Origin of the sequence: Paraburkholderia sp. SARCC-3016 (assembly GCF_031119615.1) — a bacterium.
Lineage (GTDB): Bacteria > Pseudomonadota > Gammaproteobacteria > Burkholderiales > Burkholderiaceae > Paraburkholderia.
Genome location: NZ_JAVHZD010000005.1, coordinates 136448 through 155771 on the forward strand (window position 1 = coordinate 136448; position 19324 = coordinate 155771).

Below are 19324 nucleotides of genomic sequence, written 5' to 3' on the forward strand. Positions count from 1 at the left end.
CACCTGGCCAGGAGTTAGTACTTTGCGACCCGGCGGATAACAACTGCGAGAACCACATGACCCTGCGCCACGACATCTGCGACGGCGACACCACCACAGCCGGCGGCCGCGTATCCGCCACTTCCAGGCGCGACATGCTGCAAAACCGCGCCGTCGCTTACGAAGGCGACCCGGTCCACTGCCCGGCATGCAACAGCACAGGTCGCATCGTGTGCGCCGGAGGCGGCGCACGAGATCAAGGCCCGGACGGCCGGAAGTCCGCGCTTAGCGGCGACTGGTGCGTATGCAATTGCGCCGGGCCTCCGCGTTTGATCGCCTCGCAGGATCGCTCCGGGCCTCGCGCATAAGCTACCTAAGAGGCGCCCACGTGAGACGCAGCGCTGAAGCGTTTCCACAACGAACTGCGGCTCAAGGGAAAACACACGTCAACCGATCCCCATCGCCTTCAGCCAATGCGGGTCATGCCACCGATGCGCCCACAAACGCGTCACGACAAACCACGCACCCGCCCAGGCCGCCGCCACCACCAGCAAATCACATCGCCCGCTATTCCACCAGTTCAACGAATGACGCGCAGCGATCCACGGCACGCCGAGCGGGTTCGGCCAATCCGCGAGCAGATGCATGACGCCGCCGCACGCAAACCCGAACAGCGCCGCCGCGACCGGATAATGTCCAAGCCAATGATAAGCAGCGGCGAGCAGCGCAATCCACGCGACACCCCAATGCGTCGCCGTACGATGCGTGATCCAGAGTCTGCGCGTGCGCGACCACCACGCCACTTCGAGCCAATCCGGCGCGGTGCCGCCGGTTACGCCTGCGCCAAACGCGATCGCGATCCACACGTGATACGGCCCACCGGCACCCGAATGAGCGACGGTTGCCGCGGCAATCGCGCCAGCGGCCCATCCGGTTGCATGATGCGCAGCACTCGAAGCCATCCCGATGCGGCTACGTCGTGCACCGCGCGATCGCGAAGCGCAGTTCCTCTTCAGGCGGATCGTCCGACGTGCCCCGTACGACCTTCACCACCGAGCCGCCGCGCGACGGCGTCAGCGTAATGAAGTAGGACCCGTTCGACGACGACCCCACCGTGAGTTCGGTCGAACCGTTGCTATTCGACGTATGCACGCGCGACAGACGCCTGTCGAGGCAGCGCGCAATATCCGATGTCTGGCGAGCGGACGATACATAGACCATCGTGCCGGATGCCGCGCTCTCGGGCCCGCGCGACGAACCGCAGGCCGCCACGAACACAAGCGGCGCGAGTAGAAGGAGTTTTTTCATCGTTGGGTCGTTTGAATGTCTGTGCCGACGCGATTGTCACACGCGTTAAAGCGCGACGAAAAGACGGTTTACATTCAGTAACCGGTCTGCGGCATTCACAAAAAAACGCGCGCGTCGTGAAGACGCGCGCGTTCATCGATGCAGGGCAGGGTATCGCTGCCTTATTTCAAGCAGCCTTCAGGCCGCCATCGCACGGCCCGGCATCCACTGCTTAGAAGCGGTGACGCAGACCCACGGCAGCCGCGACCTGGTTGCCCGTCGACGACGGCTCGAGCGTGTTGATCGTCGCAACGTTAGCACCGAAATTGCCAAGTTCGCCCGATGCGTGCGAGTACACGCCTTCGAGATACACGTCCGTGCGCTTGCTCAGCGAGTAGTCGGTCGTCAGCGACACCGTATGCCACTTCGGATCGCCGTTGTTCGCCGTGCCCGTCACCTTGCCGTCCGTGAACGTGTATGCAGCCGCGAGGCTCAATGCCGGCGTCAGTGCATAACGGCCGTTGACTTCGTAGTTGTCGAGGTGCAGGTTCATGCCTGCCACGCCCGGCAGTACGAAGCCGCCCGACGAGAGACCTTGCACGCCGTCGAGTTGCGTATGCGTGTAGACGAAGTTCGCGGTGGCCGGGCCGTACGTATAGCCGATACCTGCGCCATACGTGCGCTGCTGGTTCGATGCGATGTTCGCGTTGCCGTTCTGCACCGAAATCGCACCGCTCACGTTCGAGCCCGCGTTGTTCAGTTGCAGGTACGACGCAGCGATGTTCAACGGACCGTTGTTATACGATGCGCCCGCACTCCATGCGCGGTTCTGCGAGAACTGGCCCGCCTGGTTCGAGAAGCCATACAGGCCGCCGAACGTCAGACCGGAGTAGTTCGCGCTCGTGTACTTCACCGAGTTCTGAACCGAGAACGAGTTGTCGAGGTTGTCGTTATCGAACGGGTGGGCCGCGAGGTTGTTGCCGTAGCCGCCGCCCGCTGCCGACAGCGGTGCGAGGAAGTCGACCATCGAGTCATACTGGCGACCGAGCGTAACCGTACCGTACTGGTTGCTCTGCAAACCGACGAACGCCTGACGGTTGAACAGGTTGTTGCTCTGCGTGAACTGGCCGTTGTTCAGATTGAAGCCGCTTTCCAACGTGAAGATCGCATGCAGACCGCCGCCGAGATCTTCGTTGCCCTTCAGGCCAAAGTACGTGTTCGACACGCTGCCGCTGGATTGCTGCCAGTTGCTATGGCCGCCCTGGTTGTTCGAGTAGACGAGACCAGCGTCCAGCGTACCGTACAGCGTCACGCTACTTTGCGCATATACAGCCGGCGCGACGAATGCGCCGATGATGCTCGCAACGAAAAGGCTTTTTTTCATGGTTTGTAAACTCCGAGACAGTGCGTAGAGAATCGCGTTGATACTGTGCATACCGCCGCCGATCGCGCGGCCGCCAGACGATCCGAAGCGAAGTTTATTCTGATTATTCCAGGCCCTAACTGCATATCGCGCAACAATCAGTTCCGAAAATCGGAATAGCGCGATTAATCGTCGTAAGTGCCTTTAGATAAAGGAAAAATCGCGCGCGGCACTGGCGATTGACATGCGTGTCAATCCTGAGGCTGTTGTTCGGGCGCGACGTGCCGTGCTTTCGCGAAAGAGAACGAAAAGTTCGAAAATCGGAAAGCGGGCAATTTATTCGTGTGGTTTTTGGCAAAGAACTTTTCCACGATATGTAGTCGCCGCTGGAGCCGCATGCGCATACAATTGAGCTGCCCCTTGACCAAGGGTGGTCTTTTTTATCTGTACTTTCTTACGCGGCTTTCGGGCCGCGTTTTTTTTACCGATTTTGTTTCGATTATTGCGCTATTCGAATTTATTTAGCTTTCGAATGATTTCAGCCGAAATAAACGATCGCTATTCGAAAAGCGGTAACAGGCAATCGACAGCATCGTTACTCGTCTTCAGGCATCGCAGCCCTGATCCGATCGGCGAAATCGCGCAGTTGAGCCATATCGGCTGACCCGGCTGCATGCAGCTTCAGCTCGAGCCCGGAGTGACGCGGAATCACGTGGAAGTGCACGTGCGGCACCGTCTGTCCGGCGGCGCTGCCGTTCAATTGCACGATCATGACGCCAGGCGGATCGAGCGCGGCCTTCACCGCGCGTGCGACCTGGCGCGCCGTGCGCATGCAGGCGGCCGCGCCTTCCGTGGACAGTTCGAATATTTCGGCGACCGGTTCCTTCGTGAGCACGAGCACATGGCCATCGGCCTGCGGCATGATGTCCATCAACGCGACCGTGACGTCGTCCTCGTAAACGCGCAGGGACGGCAACTCGCCACGCAGGATACGGGCGAAAGGGTTCTGCGGATCGTATGCCATCAGCGGGCCTCGCTAATCGGGAAGATTCGGGGAAGTGGAGGAAGGCGCGCGGAGCGCGCGGCAGAAAGCGAGCGACGATTCTAGCGGCTGCATCGTTTGTGCGCGGCGCAAAGTATCCTGTTTGCGCCCAGTGACCTGGCGTTCGTGTGCGCAGGGTCTCCACATTGTTATCAGGCGAAGTTATGGACGACCTGAACGGCACATGCAGTGCAGTGCAGTGCAGTGCAGTGCAGTGCAGCTGCGCGAAGCAAAGCGTCTCTTACCGTTTGCGAAGAGCCTTATTTGCGTTTGCAGAAGATCGCCGTGATGTGCGGTCCGACATGATGCACGATCGCGTTGCTGCCCGCCGCGGTAACCACCGCCTGCACCTTCTCGGTGTTGCCGAACACCACCGCACCGTAAGCGGACTTCGCAAGCGGTTCGCCCTTGCCGCGCTTGAAGAGCGGGTCGTCCTGTTCGTAGCCGACCACCGCGAACACAGTGAATCCGAATGCCGTGAGCCGCTCGCCGCGCACCGGCTGGAACGCATTGATCGAATTGCTTTCGACGCGCATCGGCTCCGGGTCGATCAGTTGCTGATCTGCAAGACTGCCGATGAACTGGTGCGCCGATTCGCCGCAAGCGAGCGCTGCATCGAGTTCGGCCGCGCGTGAAGCGAGCGGTGTCGTGACGACAACGACGGCAATGAGCGCCGCGAAAAAGACAATGAAGGTGCGTTTCATATTCTTGGTCGAATGCACGCCGTGCTCGTCGGTTCCGAGGTCGCCAGCCGCGCTGCGCGACCGCGGAGCAATCCTCGACGCCATCTGAGGCACCCGACAATTTCACAACAACCCGGCAACAAAGGCGGCACTTTAGCTGGCTTTGTCAATTCCTGCTTGCGACGCTGGGCAAGCGATCCAGCCGAAACCAACAGTTTCACGACAAATGCGGGCATGAAAATCCATTCCCGTATATATTGCCGGGTTATGACATCGAAAGAACCCCTATCAGCGGCGCCTAAAAGCGCTCCGCCGCCCAGGATGTGGGATGCAAAATTGGCGCGGCGGCTGATCATGCCGCTCGTCGATACGCGTGTCACACCGAATCACCTCACCACCGTCCGGCTGCTGATCGGCCTTGCGGGCGCGCTTTGTCTCGCGCGCGGCGGATACGGTTGGACCAACCTCGGTGCGTTCTTCATCATCCTGTCCAATTTCATCGATCACACCGATGGCGAGCTGGCGCGCGTCAGCGGCAAGTCGAGCCGCATCGGTCATTTTTACGACCTCGCCTCGGATGCGCTCGTCACCGTGCTGCTGTTCGGCGGCATTGGCTATGGCGTGCAGGCGGCGCACGTGCAGAGCTGGATCGGCCTCTCCGTGCCGCCGTTCCTGCTTGGCTGCGTTGCAGGCGTGGCGGTTGCGCTGATCTTTTTTCTGCGCATGCGCATCGAGGAACTGGAAGGCAAGGCCGGCACAAAGCAGGCATCGGTCGGCGGCTTCGAAACCGAAGACGTGCTGTACCTGTTGCCGCTCGTTACGCTGTTCGGCGGTGTCACGCCGTTTCTGATCGCCGCTTCGATTGGCGCACCGCTCTTTGCGGCGTGGGTCGTGATCGACCACCGGCGCGTCGTGCGCCGCAGCCGTCCGTTGATGGAAGCCAAGCAGGAAGCCAGTCAGATGTGGGTTAGCCGATGAGCACGTCAGCCGAACGACCGTACGTCGTTATGCAAGCTTCTTCTCTCGCTGCCGGCTCGCCGCCGGCAGCGGCCGTTCCGGACCCTGACCGATCGGTCGCGGGTCGCGTGCGCGCGTTCGACAATCCACAGCTGCGCAAGCAGTTCGCCGACCAGGGTTCGTTCCTGTATCTCGACGAGTTCCTCGCGCCCGAAGTGACCGCGCAACTCATTGCGAGCGCGCGCGAACTGCTTGGCGAAGTCAACCGCAATTATCTGCCTGGCCACAAGCAGGGCGGCAGCGTCAGCCGCCATACGATCGACCGGCTTGCGCCGTTCATCGCCGAGTTGTATCGCTCAAAGGAGCTGATCGGCTGGCTCGAGCAGCTGACCGGCGACAAACTGCTCGTCTCGCCCGACGACGATCCGCATGCTTACGCGCTGTATTACTACACGCGTGCCGGCGACCATATCGGCTGGCATTACGACACGTCCTACTACGACGGCCGCCGCTATACGCTGCTGCTCGGCGTCATCGACGAATCGTCGTGCCGGCTCGACTATGAACTGCACACGAAAAATCCCGACGTGGCGGACGTGCCCGGTTCGGTGAAGATTCCGCCTGGCGGTCTCGTGTTCTTCGATGGCGACACGCTGCGCCATCGCATTACGGCGGCCAAAGATAATGAAATGCGCGTCTCGCTGACCTTCGAGTACGTGACCGATCCGAACATGCGCCCATGGCGCCGCGTGATCTCGAACTTCAAGGACGCGATCGCGTATTTCGGTTTCCGCCAGGTATTCCGCCAGCTTGCCGGGGTTGGCAATAAGGGCGGCAATAAGGGCAATAACGGAGGGCGCGCGTGAGTCGGGCCGCCCTTATCCTGCTGACGATCGGCGGTGCGCTGTTCGTCGCGCTGCTCGCGTGGCAGGGCTTCGGCTCGGTCGCATCGACGCTGCTCACGGCAGGCTGGGGCCTCGCGCTCGTCGCGGCGCTGCATCTGCTGCCGCTCGTGCTCGATGCAGGTGCGATTTCCGTGCTGTTCGACAAGCGCCGCGACCGGGTAACCGGGCGCGATGCGGTGTTCGCGCGCTGGATCGGCGAATCGGTGAACAGCCTGTTGCCGGCCGGCCAGATCGGCGGCCCCGTGATGATGGTCCGCCAGCTCGCGCAGCGCGGCATGCCGATGCGCGATGCGGCCGCCGCGATCACCGTCAGCACGACCTTGCAGGCCATCGGTCAACTGGTTTTCGCGATGCTCGGCCTGTTGCTGTTCGGCGCATTTGCGTCGCATGGCGCATTCCATAACCTCGAGACAGCCGCGACGATCGCGACTGCGGTGCTCGGCGCGATGGTGGTCGGCTTCTATCTGGCGCAGCGGCGCGGTCTGTTCGGCCGGGCGCTGCGCGCGATGTCGAAGGTTTTCGGCAAGCGCGACTGGTCGTCGCTGACGATGCGCGCCGACGCCGTCGATGCAGCGGTGCAGGCCTTGTACAGCGAGCGCCGCCGTGTCGTCGCGAGCTTCGTGCTGAGCCTTGCCGGCTGGGTCATCGGCACGGCGGAAGTGTGGCTCGCGCTGCGCTTTCTCGGCCACCCGGTCGACTGGGTCGACGCGCTGCTGCTCGAAAGCATCGGTCAGGCGATTCGCGGCGCCGCTTTTGCCATTCCGGGCTCGCTCGGCGTTCAGGAGGGCGGCTATCTGCTGCTTGCACCGCTCGTCGGCTTGCCGCCCGAGGCGGCACTCGCGTTGTCGCTGTCCAAGCGTGCACGCGAGTTGCTGCTCGGTCTGCCAGGACTGCTCTATCTGCACTTCAGCGAAAGAAGCTGGCAACGGCGGCGTACCACGCGCATGCCGGCCACCGATTGATTCACCCGAAACCGAAACAGAAGGACCGCGAATGCGCGCCATCATTCTTGCCGCGGGCCTCGGCCTGCGTCTTCAGCAACAGCCCGGCGAACAATATCCGAAATGCCTGCTGCGCTTTGACGGCATGACGTTGCTCGAGCGTCATTTGCAGATGCTCGACGCGGCAGGCGTGCATGACGTCGTGCTCGCGCTCGGCTTTCAGCCCGAATCGGTGGAAGCGGAACTGAAGCGGATCGGCTGGCATCGGCCCGTCGACATCATGCTGAACCCGCGCTACGACCTCGGCAGCGTGCTGACCGTGCATACGGTCGCCGATGCGTTGACGCGCGGCGGCGACGTGCTGCTGATGGATGCGGACGTGCTGTACGACGAGCGCATTCTGGCGCCGCTCGTGGCGGGGCAACAGGCGAACCGCCTGCTGATCGACCGCGACTTCGAAACCGGCGACGAGCCGGTGAAGCTGTGCCTGAAAGACGGCGTGCCGGTCGAACTGCGCAAGCAGGTCGCGGCAAACCTCGCGTACGACACGATTGGCGAATCGATCGGTTTTTTCCGTCTGCGCGAAGACGCGGCGAAGCGTTTTGCGGAGATCGTCGCGGGCTATATCGATAGCGGCCGCGCGAATCTGCCGCACGAAGAAGCGGTGCGCGACCTGCTGCTCGAACGCAGCCATGTATTCGAAACGGCCGACGTGACCGGTGCGCCGTGGATCGAAATCGACTTCCCGAACGACGTCGAGCGTGCGGCCGCTGAGATCCTGCCGTTGCTTCAGCCGTTGGTCGGCGCGTCGCGCTAACGCGCCCGTCCGGATTTCGCCTCACGTCAGGCTGCGCCGCAATCCCGACATCGTTTCAGTGCGGTATCGTAACCGTTAAATGGCGGCGATACCGCGGTTGCAATATCTCGGCTTCCTTTTCCAAGCCCTTGCATGCCTCTTGCATTAGGCGCCTTTATCGTTCCTTTGATTGTCGCCTGCGCGATGTTCATGGAGAACGTGGACTCGACAGTCATCGTCACGTCGCTGCCGGTGATTGCGCGCGACTTCGGCAGTAACCCGATCACGCTGAAACTGGCGGTCACGAGTTACGTGATCGGGCTTGGCGTCTTCATCCCGATCTGCGGCTGGGTGGCCGACCGTTTCGGCTCGCGCACGGTGTTTCGTACGGCGATCGGCATCTTTGTCGTCGGTTCGCTGATGTGCGCGGCATCGACGTCGCTGGCCACACTGGTCGCCGCGCGTTTCGTGCAAGGTGTCGGCGGCGCGCTGATGGTGCCGGTGGGGCGCATCATCATCTTCCGCTCGATGCCGAAGTCGGAGTTCATCCGCGCGGTCAACTATCTGACGGTGCCTGCACTGCTGGGACCGGTCGTCGGGCCGCCGATCGGCGGCTTTATCACGACGTATCTGCACTGGCGGCTTATTTTCTTCGTCAACGTGCCGATCGGTATTCTGGGCATCTGGCTCACGAACCGGCATATCCAGAACCTGCGCGAAGCACATCCCGGGCCGCTCGACTGGTTCGGCTTCCTGCTCTCGGCGAGCGGCGCCGCGTTGCTGATGCTCGGTCTCTCGCTGATCGGCACCGCGCTCGTGTCGGACATGGCAACGTTTGCGATGTGCGCGCTCGGCGCCGCGCTGCTGTTCGTCTACTGGTTCTACGCGAGCCGCGTCGAATTGCCGGTGCTCGATCTGAAGCTGCTGCGCATCCCGTCTTTTCATGCGAGCGTGGTGGGCGGATCGCTATTTCGCGTCGGCCTCGGCGCGGTGCCGTTTCTGTTGCCGCTCGCGCTGCAGGAAGGGCTCGGCATGACCGCATTCAAGTCCGGCTCGATTACCTGCGCGTCGGCGTTCGGCGCCATCTTCATGAAGACGATCGCGTTGCGCGTGCTTGCACGCTTCGGCTTTCGAACCGTGCTTATCTATAACGCGGCATTCGCGGGCTGCGCGATTGCCGTCTATGGTCTGTTTTTTCCGGGCACGCCGCATTGGCTGATATGGTGCGTCGTGCTCGTCGGGGGCATTTTCCCGTCGCTGCAGTTCACCTCGCTGAACTCGCTTGCGTATGCGGATATTCCGAGCCGCGACGTCGGCCGCGCGACCGGTGTGTCGAGCGTGATCCAGCAACTGTCGCTCGGTCTCGGCGTAACGATCGCCGGCATCGTGCTGCAGATTTCGCATGTGCTGCAAGGGCACAAAGCAATCGTGTGGTCCGACTTCTGGCCGGCCTTTCTCGTGGTCGGTCTGTTCTCGTGCGCGTCGATTCCCGTGACCGCGCGTCTTCCTCAGGGCAGCGGCGACGAACTCGCGCGCGGCAAACGAGGCAGCGTCTAACGTCGCCTGGCCAGGCTCGCGAGGGACCTGTAAAGCAGCGCGATGCCGCCGACGCGCGCGATCCTGCGGTGGCACGCCGTATGCGCGCGATCGGCACGAAACACAGCTTACAAGCCAGATTTTCCACCCGAATTGCTCTAGGACAATTATTTCCCCGCGCTATTTGGTCGCACTATGGATAGGGAAGAGCGAGGAGAACGAGTTGATCGAGCAATGGCGGGAGGCTGTGCTGGCTGTGCACGGCGTCGAATCGAAGTACAAGCGGCTGGTGAAGGCGATTGCCGGCGACATCGAAAGCGACGAGTTGCCGGCGGGTACGCGCCTGCCGCCGCAGCGCGACGTTGCGTCGGAGCTGTCGATCAGCGTGCAAACGGTGACCAATGCATATAAGGAACTCGAACGGCAAGGGCTGATTCGCTGCGAAGTCGGGCGCGGCAGTTTCGTCGCCGAGCGCGTCACCGAAGCGATGTCGACGTATATGCTCGACACGGCGGAACGATCGGTGGTCGATTTTTCGATTGCGCGGATCATTCACACGCCTGAACACGACGCGATGTGGCGCAAGGTCTGTGCCGCGCTGGCCGCCACCGAAGACCAACCGTGGATTCGCGCGTTCCGGCCGATCGCGGGCTTCGAACGGCACCGTCAGGCTGGCATCGACTGGCTCGCGACGCTCGGTATGCCCGCATCGATCGATACGTTGCTCGTTACGAACGGCGCGGCGCATGGCATCTTTCTCGCGCTTGCATCGCTCGTCGGCCCCGGCGATACCGTGCTGGCCGAAAGCCTCACCGATCATGGCGTGATCGGTTCGGCGAACGTGCTCGGCTTTACGCTCAAAGGGCTCGAGATCGACGAGTACGGCATTCATCCTGAGCACTTCGAAGAGATGTGCGACAGCGAGCGGATTACCGCGCTCGTCTGCACGCCGACGCTGAATAATCCGACCGTCGCGATGATGCCCGAATCGCGGCGCCGTGCGATTGCACGGATCGCGGAGCGCTACGGTGTCTATGTGATCGAGGACGGCGTCTACGGTCCGTTGCCTGCGAAGCCGATTCCGCCGATTTCCAGCCTGATTCCCGATCTGTCGTTCTACTGCACGAGCGTGACGAAGTCCGTGCTCGCGGGCCTGCGCGTCGGCTATATGACGACGCCGCGCCGCCTTGCGTTGCGCGTCGAAAGCGTGCTGCGCGTGAGCAGCTGGATGGCGACGTCGCCGATGGCCGAAGTCGCGACGCGCTGGATCAACGACGGTACCGCCGCGCGTCTCGTGCAGATCCAGCGCGAGCGGCTCGAAGCGCGTCAGGCCGCACTGCAGCAGGTGCTCGGCGAATACGTGCTTGGTGCGCATCCGCATGCGCTGTCCGCGTGGTTGCGGGTGCCGGACCACTGGCAGGCCGACCGCCTCGTGCGCGAATTGCGCAATCGCGAGATTGCCGTGACGTCGCCGGATCCGTTCCTCGTACGCGGCGCGGACCGGCCGAACGCGGTGCGTTTGTGCGTGGGTGCGGAGGTTGGGGAAGACACCTATCGCGATGCATTGCAAACCATGCGCGGCGTGTTCGAGCAATATCCGCAAGTGCACGATTTCGGCTGATCAAAGCACGGCGTCAGGTGCCGTATCGCGGCGAGCGCAGCTGAAATGTACCAGGACAATGGAAATCATTTTGTGCAACATTAGACTGGGCCTCATTCAATGAAGTATCGAAGTCCATGTCCGTTCTTACGCTTGCCGATGTCTACCGCGCGCGCCGTCGTATCGAAGGGCGCGTTTGCCGTACGCCGCTGATCGAATCAGCATCGCTGTCGGCGCTTGCGCGCACCCCGGTTTATCTGAAACTCGAAACCGTTCAACCGACCGGCAGCTTCAAGCTGCGCGGCGCGACGAATGCACTTGCGCGTCTTACGGAGCACGGCTGCAAGCGTGTCGTGACCGCATCGACCGGCAACCATGGTCGCGCAGTCGCATATGCGGCTCGCTCGCTCGGCATCGAGACGACCGTGTGCATGTCGTCGCTCGTGCCGGGCAACAAGGTCGAAGCGGTGCGCGCGCTCGGTGCCCGCGCGCATATCGTCGGCAGGAGTCAGGACGACGCGGAAGCGGAAGCAATGCGCATGACGCGCGAAGAAGGCTTTGCGTATGTGCCTCCGTTCGATCACCTCGACGTGATCGCGGGCCAGGCCACGCTCGGCCTCGAGATTGTCGAAGCGCTGCCCGATGTCGCGAATATCGTCGTGCCGTTGTCGGGCGGCGGTCTGTTCGCGGGCGTTGCATTTGCCGCGAAGCAGATCAGCCCGGCCGTGCGCCTCACCGGCGTGTCGATGGAGCGTGGCGCCGCGATGCATGCGAGCCTCGCAGCAGGCGAGCCCGTACTGGTCGAAGAACTCGAAACGCTTGCCGATTCGCTCGGCGGCGGCATCGGTCTCGAGAATCGCTATACGTTTTCGCTGACGCGCGAGCTGATCGACGACCTGCTCTTGCTTGACGAAGCATCGATTGCGCGCGGCGTGGTGCATGCGTACCGCGAGGAACGGCTCGTTGTCGAAGGTGCGGCGGCGGTCGGCATCGCCGCTCTGCTCGACGGTGCGTTGCGCGGCGATTCGCTGCAGAGCGGTCCGCTCGTGCTGATCGTGACCGGCGCGAATATCGATATCGAGCAGCACCGCCGCGTGATTGCAGGGTAATCGCCGGTAAGCGCCCGAGGTTATCGCTGAGGTTATCGCTGAGGTTATCGACAACGCACTGAGCAACGACACCTGCTCGCCGCGACCCGAAACGGACCATCACATGACAGCCATCACTCTGCTAAGCGAAGCCCGGCTTCGCGAACTCGTGCCGCTCGATCTTGCTGCGATCGACCAGGTGGAAGCCGCGTTCGCTTCGCTTGCGACCGAAGCGGTCGCCATGCCGCCGATTTTGCGGCTCGATCTGCCCGAACACAACGGCGAAGTCGACGTAAAGACCGCGTATCTGCCGCGCTTCGACAGCTTCGCAATCAAGGTAAGCCCAGGCTTTTTCGACAACCCGAAGCTCGGCTTGCCGAGTCTCAATGGCCTGATGCTCGTCCTGTCGGCGAAAACCGGTTTGACCGAAGCGGTGCTGCTCGACAACGGTTATCTGACTGCGGTGCGCACGGCGGCGGCGGGTGCGGTTGCCGCGCGCTGGCTCGCGAAGCGCGCCACGCCACACGTCGCGGTGCTTGGCGCGGGCGAGCAGGCACGCCTGCAGTTGCAGGCGTTAGCGCTCGTGCGGCCGTTCGAGCGGGTAAGCGTCTGGGCGCGCCGGCGCGACAGCGCCGAGCGCTTCGCAAGCGACATCGCGGCGCGGTTGAACGTCGCATGCGAAGTCGCGCGCGACCCGCGTCATGCGGTGGCCGAAGCGGATATCGCCATCACGACGACGCCGAGTACCGAGCCGCTGATTCAGGCGGCGGACCTGCATGCCGGATTGCATATCACCGCGATGGGCTCCGACGCCGAGCACAAGAACGAGATCGCGCCCGCGGCACTCGCGGCGGTGCGCTATATCTGCGACCGCGCGTCGCAAACACGCGTGCTCGGCGAATTGCATCACGCGCTCGAGGCGGGTGCGGTCGATGCGCGCGCAACTTTCGCCGAGCTGGGACAAGTCATTGCGGGCACGGCGCGAGGCCGCGCGAGCGACGACGAAATCACGCTGTGCGATCTGACTGGAACTGGCGCGCAGGACACCGCGATTGCGGCGCTCGCGCTTGCGCGTGCTCGCGAAGCCGGCGCGGGAACCCTTTTTCGCAACGAAGCAACGCGCGCATGACGCGCTGAGAGGAGACGATGTCGGAATCGATGCAACAGAAACGGCAGGCCGCGGAGCCTGTCGTACGGCTATCGTTCGAACGGGCCGAATACGACGCGCGGATCGCGAAGACGCGCCGCGCGATGCAGATGGCGGGAATCGAGCTGCTGATCGTCAGCGACCCGACCAACATGGCGTGGCTTACAGGCTATGACGGCTGGTCGTTCTACGTGCATCAGTGCGTGCTGCTCGCGCTCGAAGGCGAGCCCGTCTGGTTCGGCCGCGGTCAGGACGCGAACGGTGCGCTGCGCACGGTCTTCATGCGGCGCGAGAATATTGTCGGTTATCCCGATCATTACGTGCAGTCGACCGAGCGCCATCCGATGGGCTACCTCGTGCGCGAAGTCATCGGCGCGCGTGGCTGGCAGGCACAGCGTATCGGCGTCGAAATGGACAACTACTATTTCAGCGCCGCCGCGTACGGTTCGCTCGTGCAGAACCTGCCGAACGCGAAATGGCACGACGCAACAGGGCTTGTGAACTGGCAGCGCGCCGTGAAGTCGCCGCGCGAGATCGAATACATGCGTATCGCTGCACGCATCGTCGAGAAGATGCATGCGCATATCGTCGAGAAGATCGAGCCGGGCATGCGCAAGAGCGATCTCGTCGCGGAGATCTATTCGACCGGCATCCGCGGCGTGGCGGGCCATGGCGGCGACTATCCGGCCATCGTGCCGCTGCTGCCGACGGGCGCCGACGCGGCCGCGCCGCATCTGACGTGGGACGACACGCCGTTTGCGAAAGACGCCGGCACGTTCTTCGAAATCGCGGGCTGCTTCAGGCGCTATCACTGCCCGCAGTCGCGCACCTTGTATCTGGGCAAGCCGCCGCGGCATTTCATCGAAGGCGAGCGTGCGGTCGTCGAAGGCATCGAGGCCGGGCTCGCGGTGGCAAAGCCAGGCAATACGTGCGAAGACATCGCCAACGCGTTCTTCTCGGTGCTGCGCAAGGCCGGCATCGAAAAGAACAGCCGCTGCGGCTACCCGATCGGCGCGAGCTATCCGCCGGACTGGGGCGAGCGCACGATGAGCCTGCGTCCCGGGGACAAGACGGTCCTCGAACCGGGCATGACGTTCCACTTCATGCCGGGGCTGTGGCTCGACGACTGGGGGCTCGAAATCACGGAAAGCATCCTGATTACCGATACCGGCGTCGAGACGTTCTGCAATACGCCGCGCAAGCTGTTCGTGAAGGAGTAGCACATGCGGGCATCGCCGATTCAGGCCACGATCGATTTCAATGCCGAGGGCGAACAGCACGGCTTCCTGAAGCTGCCGTATTCGCACGACGCGTCCGCATGGGGCGCGGTGATGATTCCAATCACGGTGATCCGCCGCGGCGAAGGGCCGACCGTGCTGCTGACGGGCGGCAATCACGGCGATGAATACGAAGGTCCGATCGCGCTCGCGAAACTCGCATCGACGCTCAAGGCGAGCGACGTGGCCGGCCGCGTGATCATCGTGCCGTACATGAACTACCCGGCGTTCCGCGCGGGTACGCGCACGTCGCCAATCGACCGCGGCAATCTGAACCGCAGCTTCCCGGGCAAGCCCGACGGTACGGTTACCGAGAAGATCGCCGATTACTTCCAGCGCTATCTGCTGCCGCTGGCCGACTATGTGCTCGACATACACGCAGGCGGCCGCACGCTCGATTTCGTACCGTTCGCCGCGATCCACGTGCTCGAAGATGCGGCGCAGCAGGCACGCTGCGAAGCGGCCATGAACGCGTTCGGCGCACCCTATTCGATGCGGATGCTCGAACTCGACAGCATCGGCTTGTTCGACAGCGCTGTCGAACAAGCGGGCAAGGTGTTCGTGTCGACCGAACTGGGCGGCGGCGGCACGGCCACGGTGGAAAGCGTCGCGGTCGCGGTGCGCGGCGTGTATGGGTTTCTCGCGCATGCGGGCGTGCTCGCGTGGAACGCGCAGTACGCACAGAAGTACGTTTCGCAAGCAGCCGGTGCGGGTAACGCGGCCGCGCGCACGACGACGCTGCTCGACATGCCCGACGGCACCTGTTACACGACGAGCGAGCACGACGGCTTGCTCGAACTGTGCAAGGACCTCGGCGACATGGTGGAAGCGGGCGACGTCGTCGCGCGCATCTACGATGCAACGCGCACCGGCGTGCCGCCTGTCGAATACCGCGCGCGCCGCGGCGGATTGCTCGCTGCCCGGCATTTTCCGGGGCTCGTGCATATCGGCGACACGGTGGCGGTGGTTGCCGATGTGGTCGAACGCGGCATTCCGGTTGCTCGAGGAGCAGGGCAGGCGGCCGCAACGGCATCGAAGTCGCGTTGAGCGGCTGCAATGCAGGCAACGGGCATGCGCACGCGTACAACATGAAACTCGACCGCTACGATCTCGCCATTTTGCGCATCCTCGCGCGCGACGGACGCATCACGAAGTCCCGTCTCGCCGAGGAGGTGAATCTGTCGATTTCGCCGGCGTGGGAGCGCGTGCGCCGGCTCGAGGAAAGCGGCCTGATACGTGGCTATCGGGCCGACGTCGACTGGGCGCGTGCGTTCAAGGGCAGCCGCATCATCGTCGAAGTAACGCTGGCGCGGCATACGGCGCAGGATATGCGCCGTTTCGAAGAGCGCATTGCTGCAGCGTCCGAAGTGGTGCAATGCCATGCGACGGGCGGTGGCGTCGACTATGTGCTGCATGTGATGTCGCGCGATATCGACCACTATCAGCGCTTTATCGATTCGTTGCTGACGGACGAACTCGGCATCGAGCGCTATTTCACATATATCGTGACGAAGGTAGTGAAGAACATGCCGGAGAATTTGCCCGATTGGGCCGATCACGTCGCGTCAGACGACATGTAATGACGCACTGCGCGGAACGTCCCGTGCAAAGACGCACCCGAAAAAGCCGCAATTCGCACGCGCAATACAGAAAAAGCAGCAATGCACAGGTGCCCGAAACGAAAAAATCGTGCCCCCACCGCCCCTAAAGTAATGGGAGACATCGAACACGGAGGAGGTCGTCATGCTGCTGGGTCATCCCGTTCTATTCAAATCGCTGTGCTACGTCGACGGACGCTGGGTGCATAGCGACAGCGCGTCCACGGTGGCGGTGCAAAACCCTGCGGACCAGGAAGTCATCGGCCATGTGCCGATGCTCGAAGCACCGCAGATCACGCAAGCCGTCGACGCCGCGCAGCGCGCATTCGAAAGCTGGCGTTACGTGCCGGTTGCGAAGCGCGCGGCGCTGCTGCTGCGCTGGCATGAACTCGTGATGCGTCATCAGACCGATCTCGCCGGCATTCTCTCGATCGAGCAGGGCAAGCCGCTTGCCGAATCGCGCGGCGAAATCGCTTATGGCGCGAGCTTTATCGAATGGTTCGCGCACGAAGGCAAGCGCCTGAACGGCCGCACGATTCCGACGCATATCGATGGCGCGCATCTGGGCACGATGCTCGAGCCGGTCGGCGTCGCCGCACTGATTACGCCGTGGAATTTCCCGCATGCGATGATCACGCGCAAGGCCGCTGCGGCGCTCGCGGCGGGCTGTACGGTCGTCGTCAAGCCCGCGCACGAGACGCCGTTCTCGGCGCTTGCGCTGGCGCAACTCGCCGAGGAAGCGGGATTTCCGCCCGGCGTCTTCAACGTCGTGCTCGGCGAGCCGCAAATGGCGATGGAAACGCTCGTGCGCGATCCGCGCGTGCGCACGGTCAGCTTCACGGGTTCGACGCGCGTCGGCGGCCTTGTCATGCAGGCGGCCGCGCAATCGGGCATCAAGAAGACGTCGCTCGAGCTCGGCGGCAACGCACCGTTTATCGTCACCGAAGACGCGAATCTCGAGCAGGCGGTGCGCGTTGCCGTTGCGGCGAAGTTCCAGACGTCGGGCCAGGATTGCTGCGCGGCCAATCGCATTCTCGTCGCACGGCCGCTGTATGAGGCATTCGTCGAGCGATACAGCGAAGCCGTGCGTGCGCTGCGCGTGGGTGCCGCGTTCGATGCGGACGTCGACGTCGGCCCGCTCATGCATCAGGCCGCATTCGACGCGACGGTGTCCCGCGTCGACGATGCGCGCGCGAAGGGCGCACGCATCACGGCAGGGGGCACGCCGCATGCCCGCGGTGGATGGTTCTTCGAACCGACCGTGATCGCGGATGCGACGCCCGGCATGCGCGCTTACGACGAAGAGAACTTCGCGCCGATCTCGGCCGTATCGGCGTTCGATACGCTTAACGAAGCGATCGAACGCGCGAACGACACGGAATACGGGCTCGCCGCGTATCTGTGTGCGACCGATCTGAACACGGTATTCCAGGTGATTCGCCGCCTCGACTTCGCGATGGTGTCGGTCAACGGTGCGAAATTCACCGGCGCACCGATTCCGTTCGGCGGCATGAAGGCATCGGGGCTCGGTCGCGAAGGCGGGCCTGAAGGCTTCGAGCCGTTCGTCGAGACGCGCTACTTCTGTCTGGGGCAACTGGGCCTGCCCGTCTCCCAGGCGCCGCGCGGCGCACAGCATGCCTTCGCCGGCTGACGCACGCATCGGACCACGTTCGCAAACAACGTCGCCATATCAAACGCAACTGCACATTAGGAAGGAGCATCCATGAATCAATCACTCGACCATCTGTTCGCCGCGGACCGCGCACACTTCATGCACCCGTCGACCCATGCGCACGATCACGCGAGCGGCGCGCTGCCGGGCCGCATCGTGACCGGCGCGAAGGGCGTTCGCATCGAAGACCACCAGGGCAAGTCGTATATCGACGCATTCGCCGGCCTTTACTGCGTGAATATCGGTTACGGCCGCACCGAAGTCGCCGACGCGATCTATGAGCAGGCGAAGAAGCTCGCGTATTACCACACGTATGTCGGGCATTCGACCGATACGATCATCGAGCTGTCGTCGCGCATCATCGACTGGTCCCCTGCGGGCATGAAGAAGGTTTACTACGGCATGTCGGGTTCCGACGCCAATGAAACGCAGATCAAGATCGTCTGGTACTACAACAACGTCAAGGGCCGGCCGAACAGGAAGAAGATTATTTCGCGCCAGCGCGGCTATCACGGCTCGGGCATCGTCACGGGCTCGCTGACCGGACTGCCGAGCTTCCACCAGTTCTTCGATCTGCCGATCGAGCGCGTGAAGCACACCATTTGTCCGCACTGGTACCGTCAGGCACCGGCCGGCATGGACGAAGCGCAGTTCGTCGACTATTGCGTCGACGAGCTCGAAAAGCTGATCGCGAAAGAAGGCGCCGATACGATCGCCGCATTCATTGGCGAGCCCGTGATGGGCACGGGCGGCATCCTGCCGCCGCCGGCCGGTTACTGGCCCGCCATCCAGAAGGTGTTGAAGAAGCACGACATCCTGCTGATTTCCGACGAAGTGGTGTGCGGTTTCGGCCGGCTCGGCTCGAAGATGGGTGCGCAGCACTATGGCATCGAGCCGGACCTGATCACGGTCGCCAAGGGCCTGACGAGCGCCTATGCGCCGCTCTCCGGTGTGATCGTCAGCGAGCGCGTATGGGACGTGATCGACAGCGCGTCACAGGAGAACGGACCGATGGGACACGGCTGGACGTATTCGGGGCATCCGGTCTGCGCGGCCGCGGCACTTGCGAACCTCGATATTCTCGAACGCGAAAACTTGACGGAACAGGCAGCGCAAACAGGCGCCTATCTGCTCGGGCAGATGCATGCGGTATTCGATTCGCATCCGCTGGTCGGCGAAGTGCGCGGCGCAGGCATGCTTGCTGCACTCGAGTTCATGGCCGACAGGCAGGGACGCCGGCCATTCGATCCCGCGTTGAAGGTCGGTCCGCGCGTCTCGGCCGCCGCGTTCCAGCGCGGTCTGATTGCGCGTGCCATGCCGCATGGCGACATTCTCGGCTTTGCGCCGCCGCTCGTCGCGACGCGCGCGGACGTCGATGAGATCGTGCGTCTCACGAAGGCAGCGGTCGATGAAGTGGCGGAACAGGTGCTCGATTCGAAGACCGCGGCTTAGG

General features: G+C 63.0%; 19 protein-coding genes. 14 read left to right on the top strand and 5 right to left on the bottom strand.

Going from position 1 to position 19324, the window contains the following annotated elements; all coding sequences use genetic code 11:
• Positions 1–56 precede the first annotated feature (56 nt).
• Complete coding sequence (locus QYH69_RS07225) at positions 57–347, top strand: PAAR domain-containing protein (protein WP_308831208.1); 291 nt, start codon at positions 57–59, stop codon at positions 345–347.
• A 78-nt stretch (positions 348–425) separates the two neighbouring features.
• Here QYH69_RS07225 and QYH69_RS07230 read toward each other — a convergent pair whose 3' ends face one another.
• The 5 genes from QYH69_RS07230 to QYH69_RS07250 all read right to left on the bottom strand — a co-directional run bounded on the left by QYH69_RS07230 (position 426) and on the right by QYH69_RS07250 (position 4375).
• Positions 426–941, bottom strand: coding sequence for a metal-dependent hydrolase (locus QYH69_RS07230; RefSeq protein WP_308831209.1), 516 nt, complete (start codon positions 939–941; stop codon positions 426–428).
• Positions 942–951: 10 nt separating this feature from the next.
• Positions 952–1287, bottom strand: a complete 336-nt coding sequence (locus tag QYH69_RS07235) for a sugar ABC transporter ATPase (protein ID WP_308831210.1) — start codon at positions 1285–1287, stop codon at positions 952–954.
• 211 nt (positions 1288–1498) lie between these two features.
• Positions 1499–2650, bottom strand: coding sequence for a porin (locus tag QYH69_RS07240; RefSeq protein ID WP_308831211.1), 1152 nt, complete (start codon positions 2648–2650; stop codon positions 1499–1501).
• Between the two features lie 574 nt (positions 2651–3224).
• Positions 3225–3653: an HIT family protein gene (locus QYH69_RS07245; protein WP_308831212.1), complete on the bottom strand. Its 429-nt coding sequence runs from the start codon at positions 3651–3653 to the stop codon at positions 3225–3227.
• Positions 3654–3931: 278 nt separating this feature from the next.
• The gene (locus QYH69_RS07250) at positions 3932–4375 is read right to left on the bottom strand and encodes a hypothetical protein (protein ID WP_308831213.1); all 444 of its coding nucleotides are present in this window, start codon (positions 4373–4375) and stop codon (positions 3932–3934) included.
• Positions 4376–4708: 333 nt separating this feature from the next.
• Between QYH69_RS07250 and QYH69_RS07255 the strand changes: the two genes are divergently transcribed.
• The 13 genes from QYH69_RS07255 (at position 4709) to QYH69_RS07315 (ending at position 19323) form a co-directional block, all read left to right on the top strand.
• Positions 4709–5332: a CDP-alcohol phosphatidyltransferase family protein gene (locus QYH69_RS07255; protein ID WP_374992360.1), complete on the top strand. Its 624-nt coding sequence runs from the start codon at positions 4709–4711 to the stop codon at positions 5330–5332.
• Positions 5329–6177: a 2OG-Fe(II) oxygenase gene (locus tag QYH69_RS07260; protein ID WP_374992361.1), complete on the top strand. Its 849-nt coding sequence runs from the start codon at positions 5329–5331 to the stop codon at positions 6175–6177. Before QYH69_RS07255 ends, QYH69_RS07260 begins: the two co-directional genes overlap by 4 nt.
• Positions 6174–7178, top strand: coding sequence for a flippase-like domain-containing protein (locus QYH69_RS07265; RefSeq protein WP_075160223.1), 1005 nt, complete (start codon positions 6174–6176; stop codon positions 7176–7178). The genes QYH69_RS07260 and QYH69_RS07265 overlap by 4 nt, the downstream gene beginning before the upstream one ends.
• 31 nt (positions 7179–7209) lie before the next feature.
• The gene (locus tag QYH69_RS07270) at positions 7210–7974 is read left to right on the top strand and encodes a phosphocholine cytidylyltransferase family protein (protein ID WP_308831215.1); all 765 of its coding nucleotides are present in this window, start codon (positions 7210–7212) and stop codon (positions 7972–7974) included.
• Positions 7975–8106: 132 nt separating this feature from the next.
• Entirely contained in the window at positions 8107–9510 is a 1404-nt protein-coding gene (locus QYH69_RS07275) for an MFS transporter (protein ID WP_308831216.1), read from the top strand.
• Positions 9511–9712: 202 nt separating this feature from the next.
• A complete protein-coding gene (locus QYH69_RS07280) occupies positions 9713–11110 on the top strand; it encodes a PLP-dependent aminotransferase family protein (protein WP_308831217.1) in 1398 nt (465 codons plus the stop codon).
• A gap of 116 nt (positions 11111–11226) precedes the next feature.
• Positions 11227–12198: a hydroxyectoine utilization dehydratase EutB gene (gene eutB / locus QYH69_RS07285; protein ID WP_308831218.1), complete on the top strand. Its 972-nt coding sequence runs from the start codon at positions 11227–11229 to the stop codon at positions 12196–12198.
• A gap of 103 nt (positions 12199–12301) precedes the next feature.
• Entirely contained in the window at positions 12302–13306 is a 1005-nt protein-coding gene (locus QYH69_RS07290; protein WP_308831219.1) for a cyclodeaminase, read from the top strand.
• Between the two features lie 17 nt (positions 13307–13323).
• Positions 13324–14544 (top strand): ectoine hydrolase DoeA, encoded by a 1221-nt coding sequence (gene doeA, locus QYH69_RS07295; RefSeq protein WP_308831220.1) that lies wholly within the window; start codon positions 13324–13326, stop codon positions 14542–14544.
• Positions 14545–14547: 3 nt separating this feature from the next.
• Entirely contained in the window at positions 14548–15648 is a 1101-nt protein-coding gene (gene doeB, locus QYH69_RS07300) for a N(2)-acetyl-L-2,4-diaminobutanoate deacetylase DoeB (protein WP_308831221.1), read from the top strand.
• A gap of 41 nt (positions 15649–15689) precedes the next feature.
• On the top strand, positions 15690–16181 hold the full coding sequence (locus QYH69_RS07305; RefSeq protein ID WP_308831222.1) for an Lrp/AsnC family transcriptional regulator: 492 nt from the start codon (positions 15690–15692) through the stop codon (positions 16179–16181).
• 163 nt (positions 16182–16344) lie between these two features.
• Positions 16345–17850 carry an NAD-dependent succinate-semialdehyde dehydrogenase gene (locus QYH69_RS07310; protein ID WP_308831223.1) on the top strand — a complete coding sequence of 502 codons (1506 nt, stop codon included), beginning with the start codon at positions 16345–16347 and terminating at the stop codon, positions 17848–17850.
• 72 nt (positions 17851–17922) lie between these two features.
• Positions 17923–19323, top strand: a complete 1401-nt coding sequence (locus tag QYH69_RS07315; protein WP_308831224.1) for an aspartate aminotransferase family protein — start codon at positions 17923–17925, stop codon at positions 19321–19323.
• Position 19324: the final 1 nt, after the last annotated feature.

Bases quoted from the DNA above. Each gene is read 5' to 3' on its own strand.
- QYH69_RS07225 (WP_308831208.1), top strand. From the start codon at position 57: ATGACCCTGCGCCACGACATCTGCGACGGCGACACCACCACAGCCGGC.
- QYH69_RS07230 (WP_308831209.1), bottom strand. From the start codon at position 941: ATGGCTTCGAGTGCTGCGCATCATGCAACCGGATGGGCCGCTGGCGCG.
- QYH69_RS07235 (WP_308831210.1), bottom strand. From the start codon at position 1,287: ATGAAAAAACTCCTTCTACTCGCGCCGCTTGTGTTCGTGGCGGCCTGC.
- QYH69_RS07240 (WP_308831211.1), bottom strand. From the start codon at position 2,650: ATGAAAAAAAGCCTTTTCGTTGCGAGCATCATCGGCGCATTCGTCGCG.
- QYH69_RS07245 (WP_308831212.1), bottom strand. From the start codon at position 3,653: ATGGCATACGATCCGCAGAACCCTTTCGCCCGTATCCTGCGTGGCGAG.
- QYH69_RS07250 (WP_308831213.1), bottom strand. From the start codon at position 4,375: ATGAAACGCACCTTCATTGTCTTTTTCGCGGCGCTCATTGCCGTCGTT.
- QYH69_RS07255 (WP_374992360.1), top strand. From the start codon at position 4,709: ATGCCGCTCGTCGATACGCGTGTCACACCGAATCACCTCACCACCGTC.
- QYH69_RS07260 (WP_374992361.1), top strand. From the start codon at position 5,329: ATGAGCACGTCAGCCGAACGACCGTACGTCGTTATGCAAGCTTCTTCT.
- QYH69_RS07270 (WP_308831215.1), top strand. From the start codon at position 7,210: ATGCGCGCCATCATTCTTGCCGCGGGCCTCGGCCTGCGTCTTCAGCAA.
- QYH69_RS07275 (WP_308831216.1), top strand. From the start codon at position 8,107: ATGCCTCTTGCATTAGGCGCCTTTATCGTTCCTTTGATTGTCGCCTGC.
- eutB (WP_308831218.1), top strand. From the start codon at position 11,227: ATGTCCGTTCTTACGCTTGCCGATGTCTACCGCGCGCGCCGTCGTATC.
- QYH69_RS07290 (WP_308831219.1), top strand. From the start codon at position 12,302: ATGACAGCCATCACTCTGCTAAGCGAAGCCCGGCTTCGCGAACTCGTG.
- doeA (WP_308831220.1), top strand. From the start codon at position 13,324: ATGTCGGAATCGATGCAACAGAAACGGCAGGCCGCGGAGCCTGTCGTA.
- doeB (WP_308831221.1), top strand. From the start codon at position 14,548: ATGCGGGCATCGCCGATTCAGGCCACGATCGATTTCAATGCCGAGGGC.
- QYH69_RS07305 (WP_308831222.1), top strand. From the start codon at position 15,690: ATGAAACTCGACCGCTACGATCTCGCCATTTTGCGCATCCTCGCGCGC.
- QYH69_RS07310 (WP_308831223.1), top strand. From the start codon at position 16,345: ATGCTGCTGGGTCATCCCGTTCTATTCAAATCGCTGTGCTACGTCGAC.
- QYH69_RS07315 (WP_308831224.1), top strand. From the start codon at position 17,923: ATGAATCAATCACTCGACCATCTGTTCGCCGCGGACCGCGCACACTTC.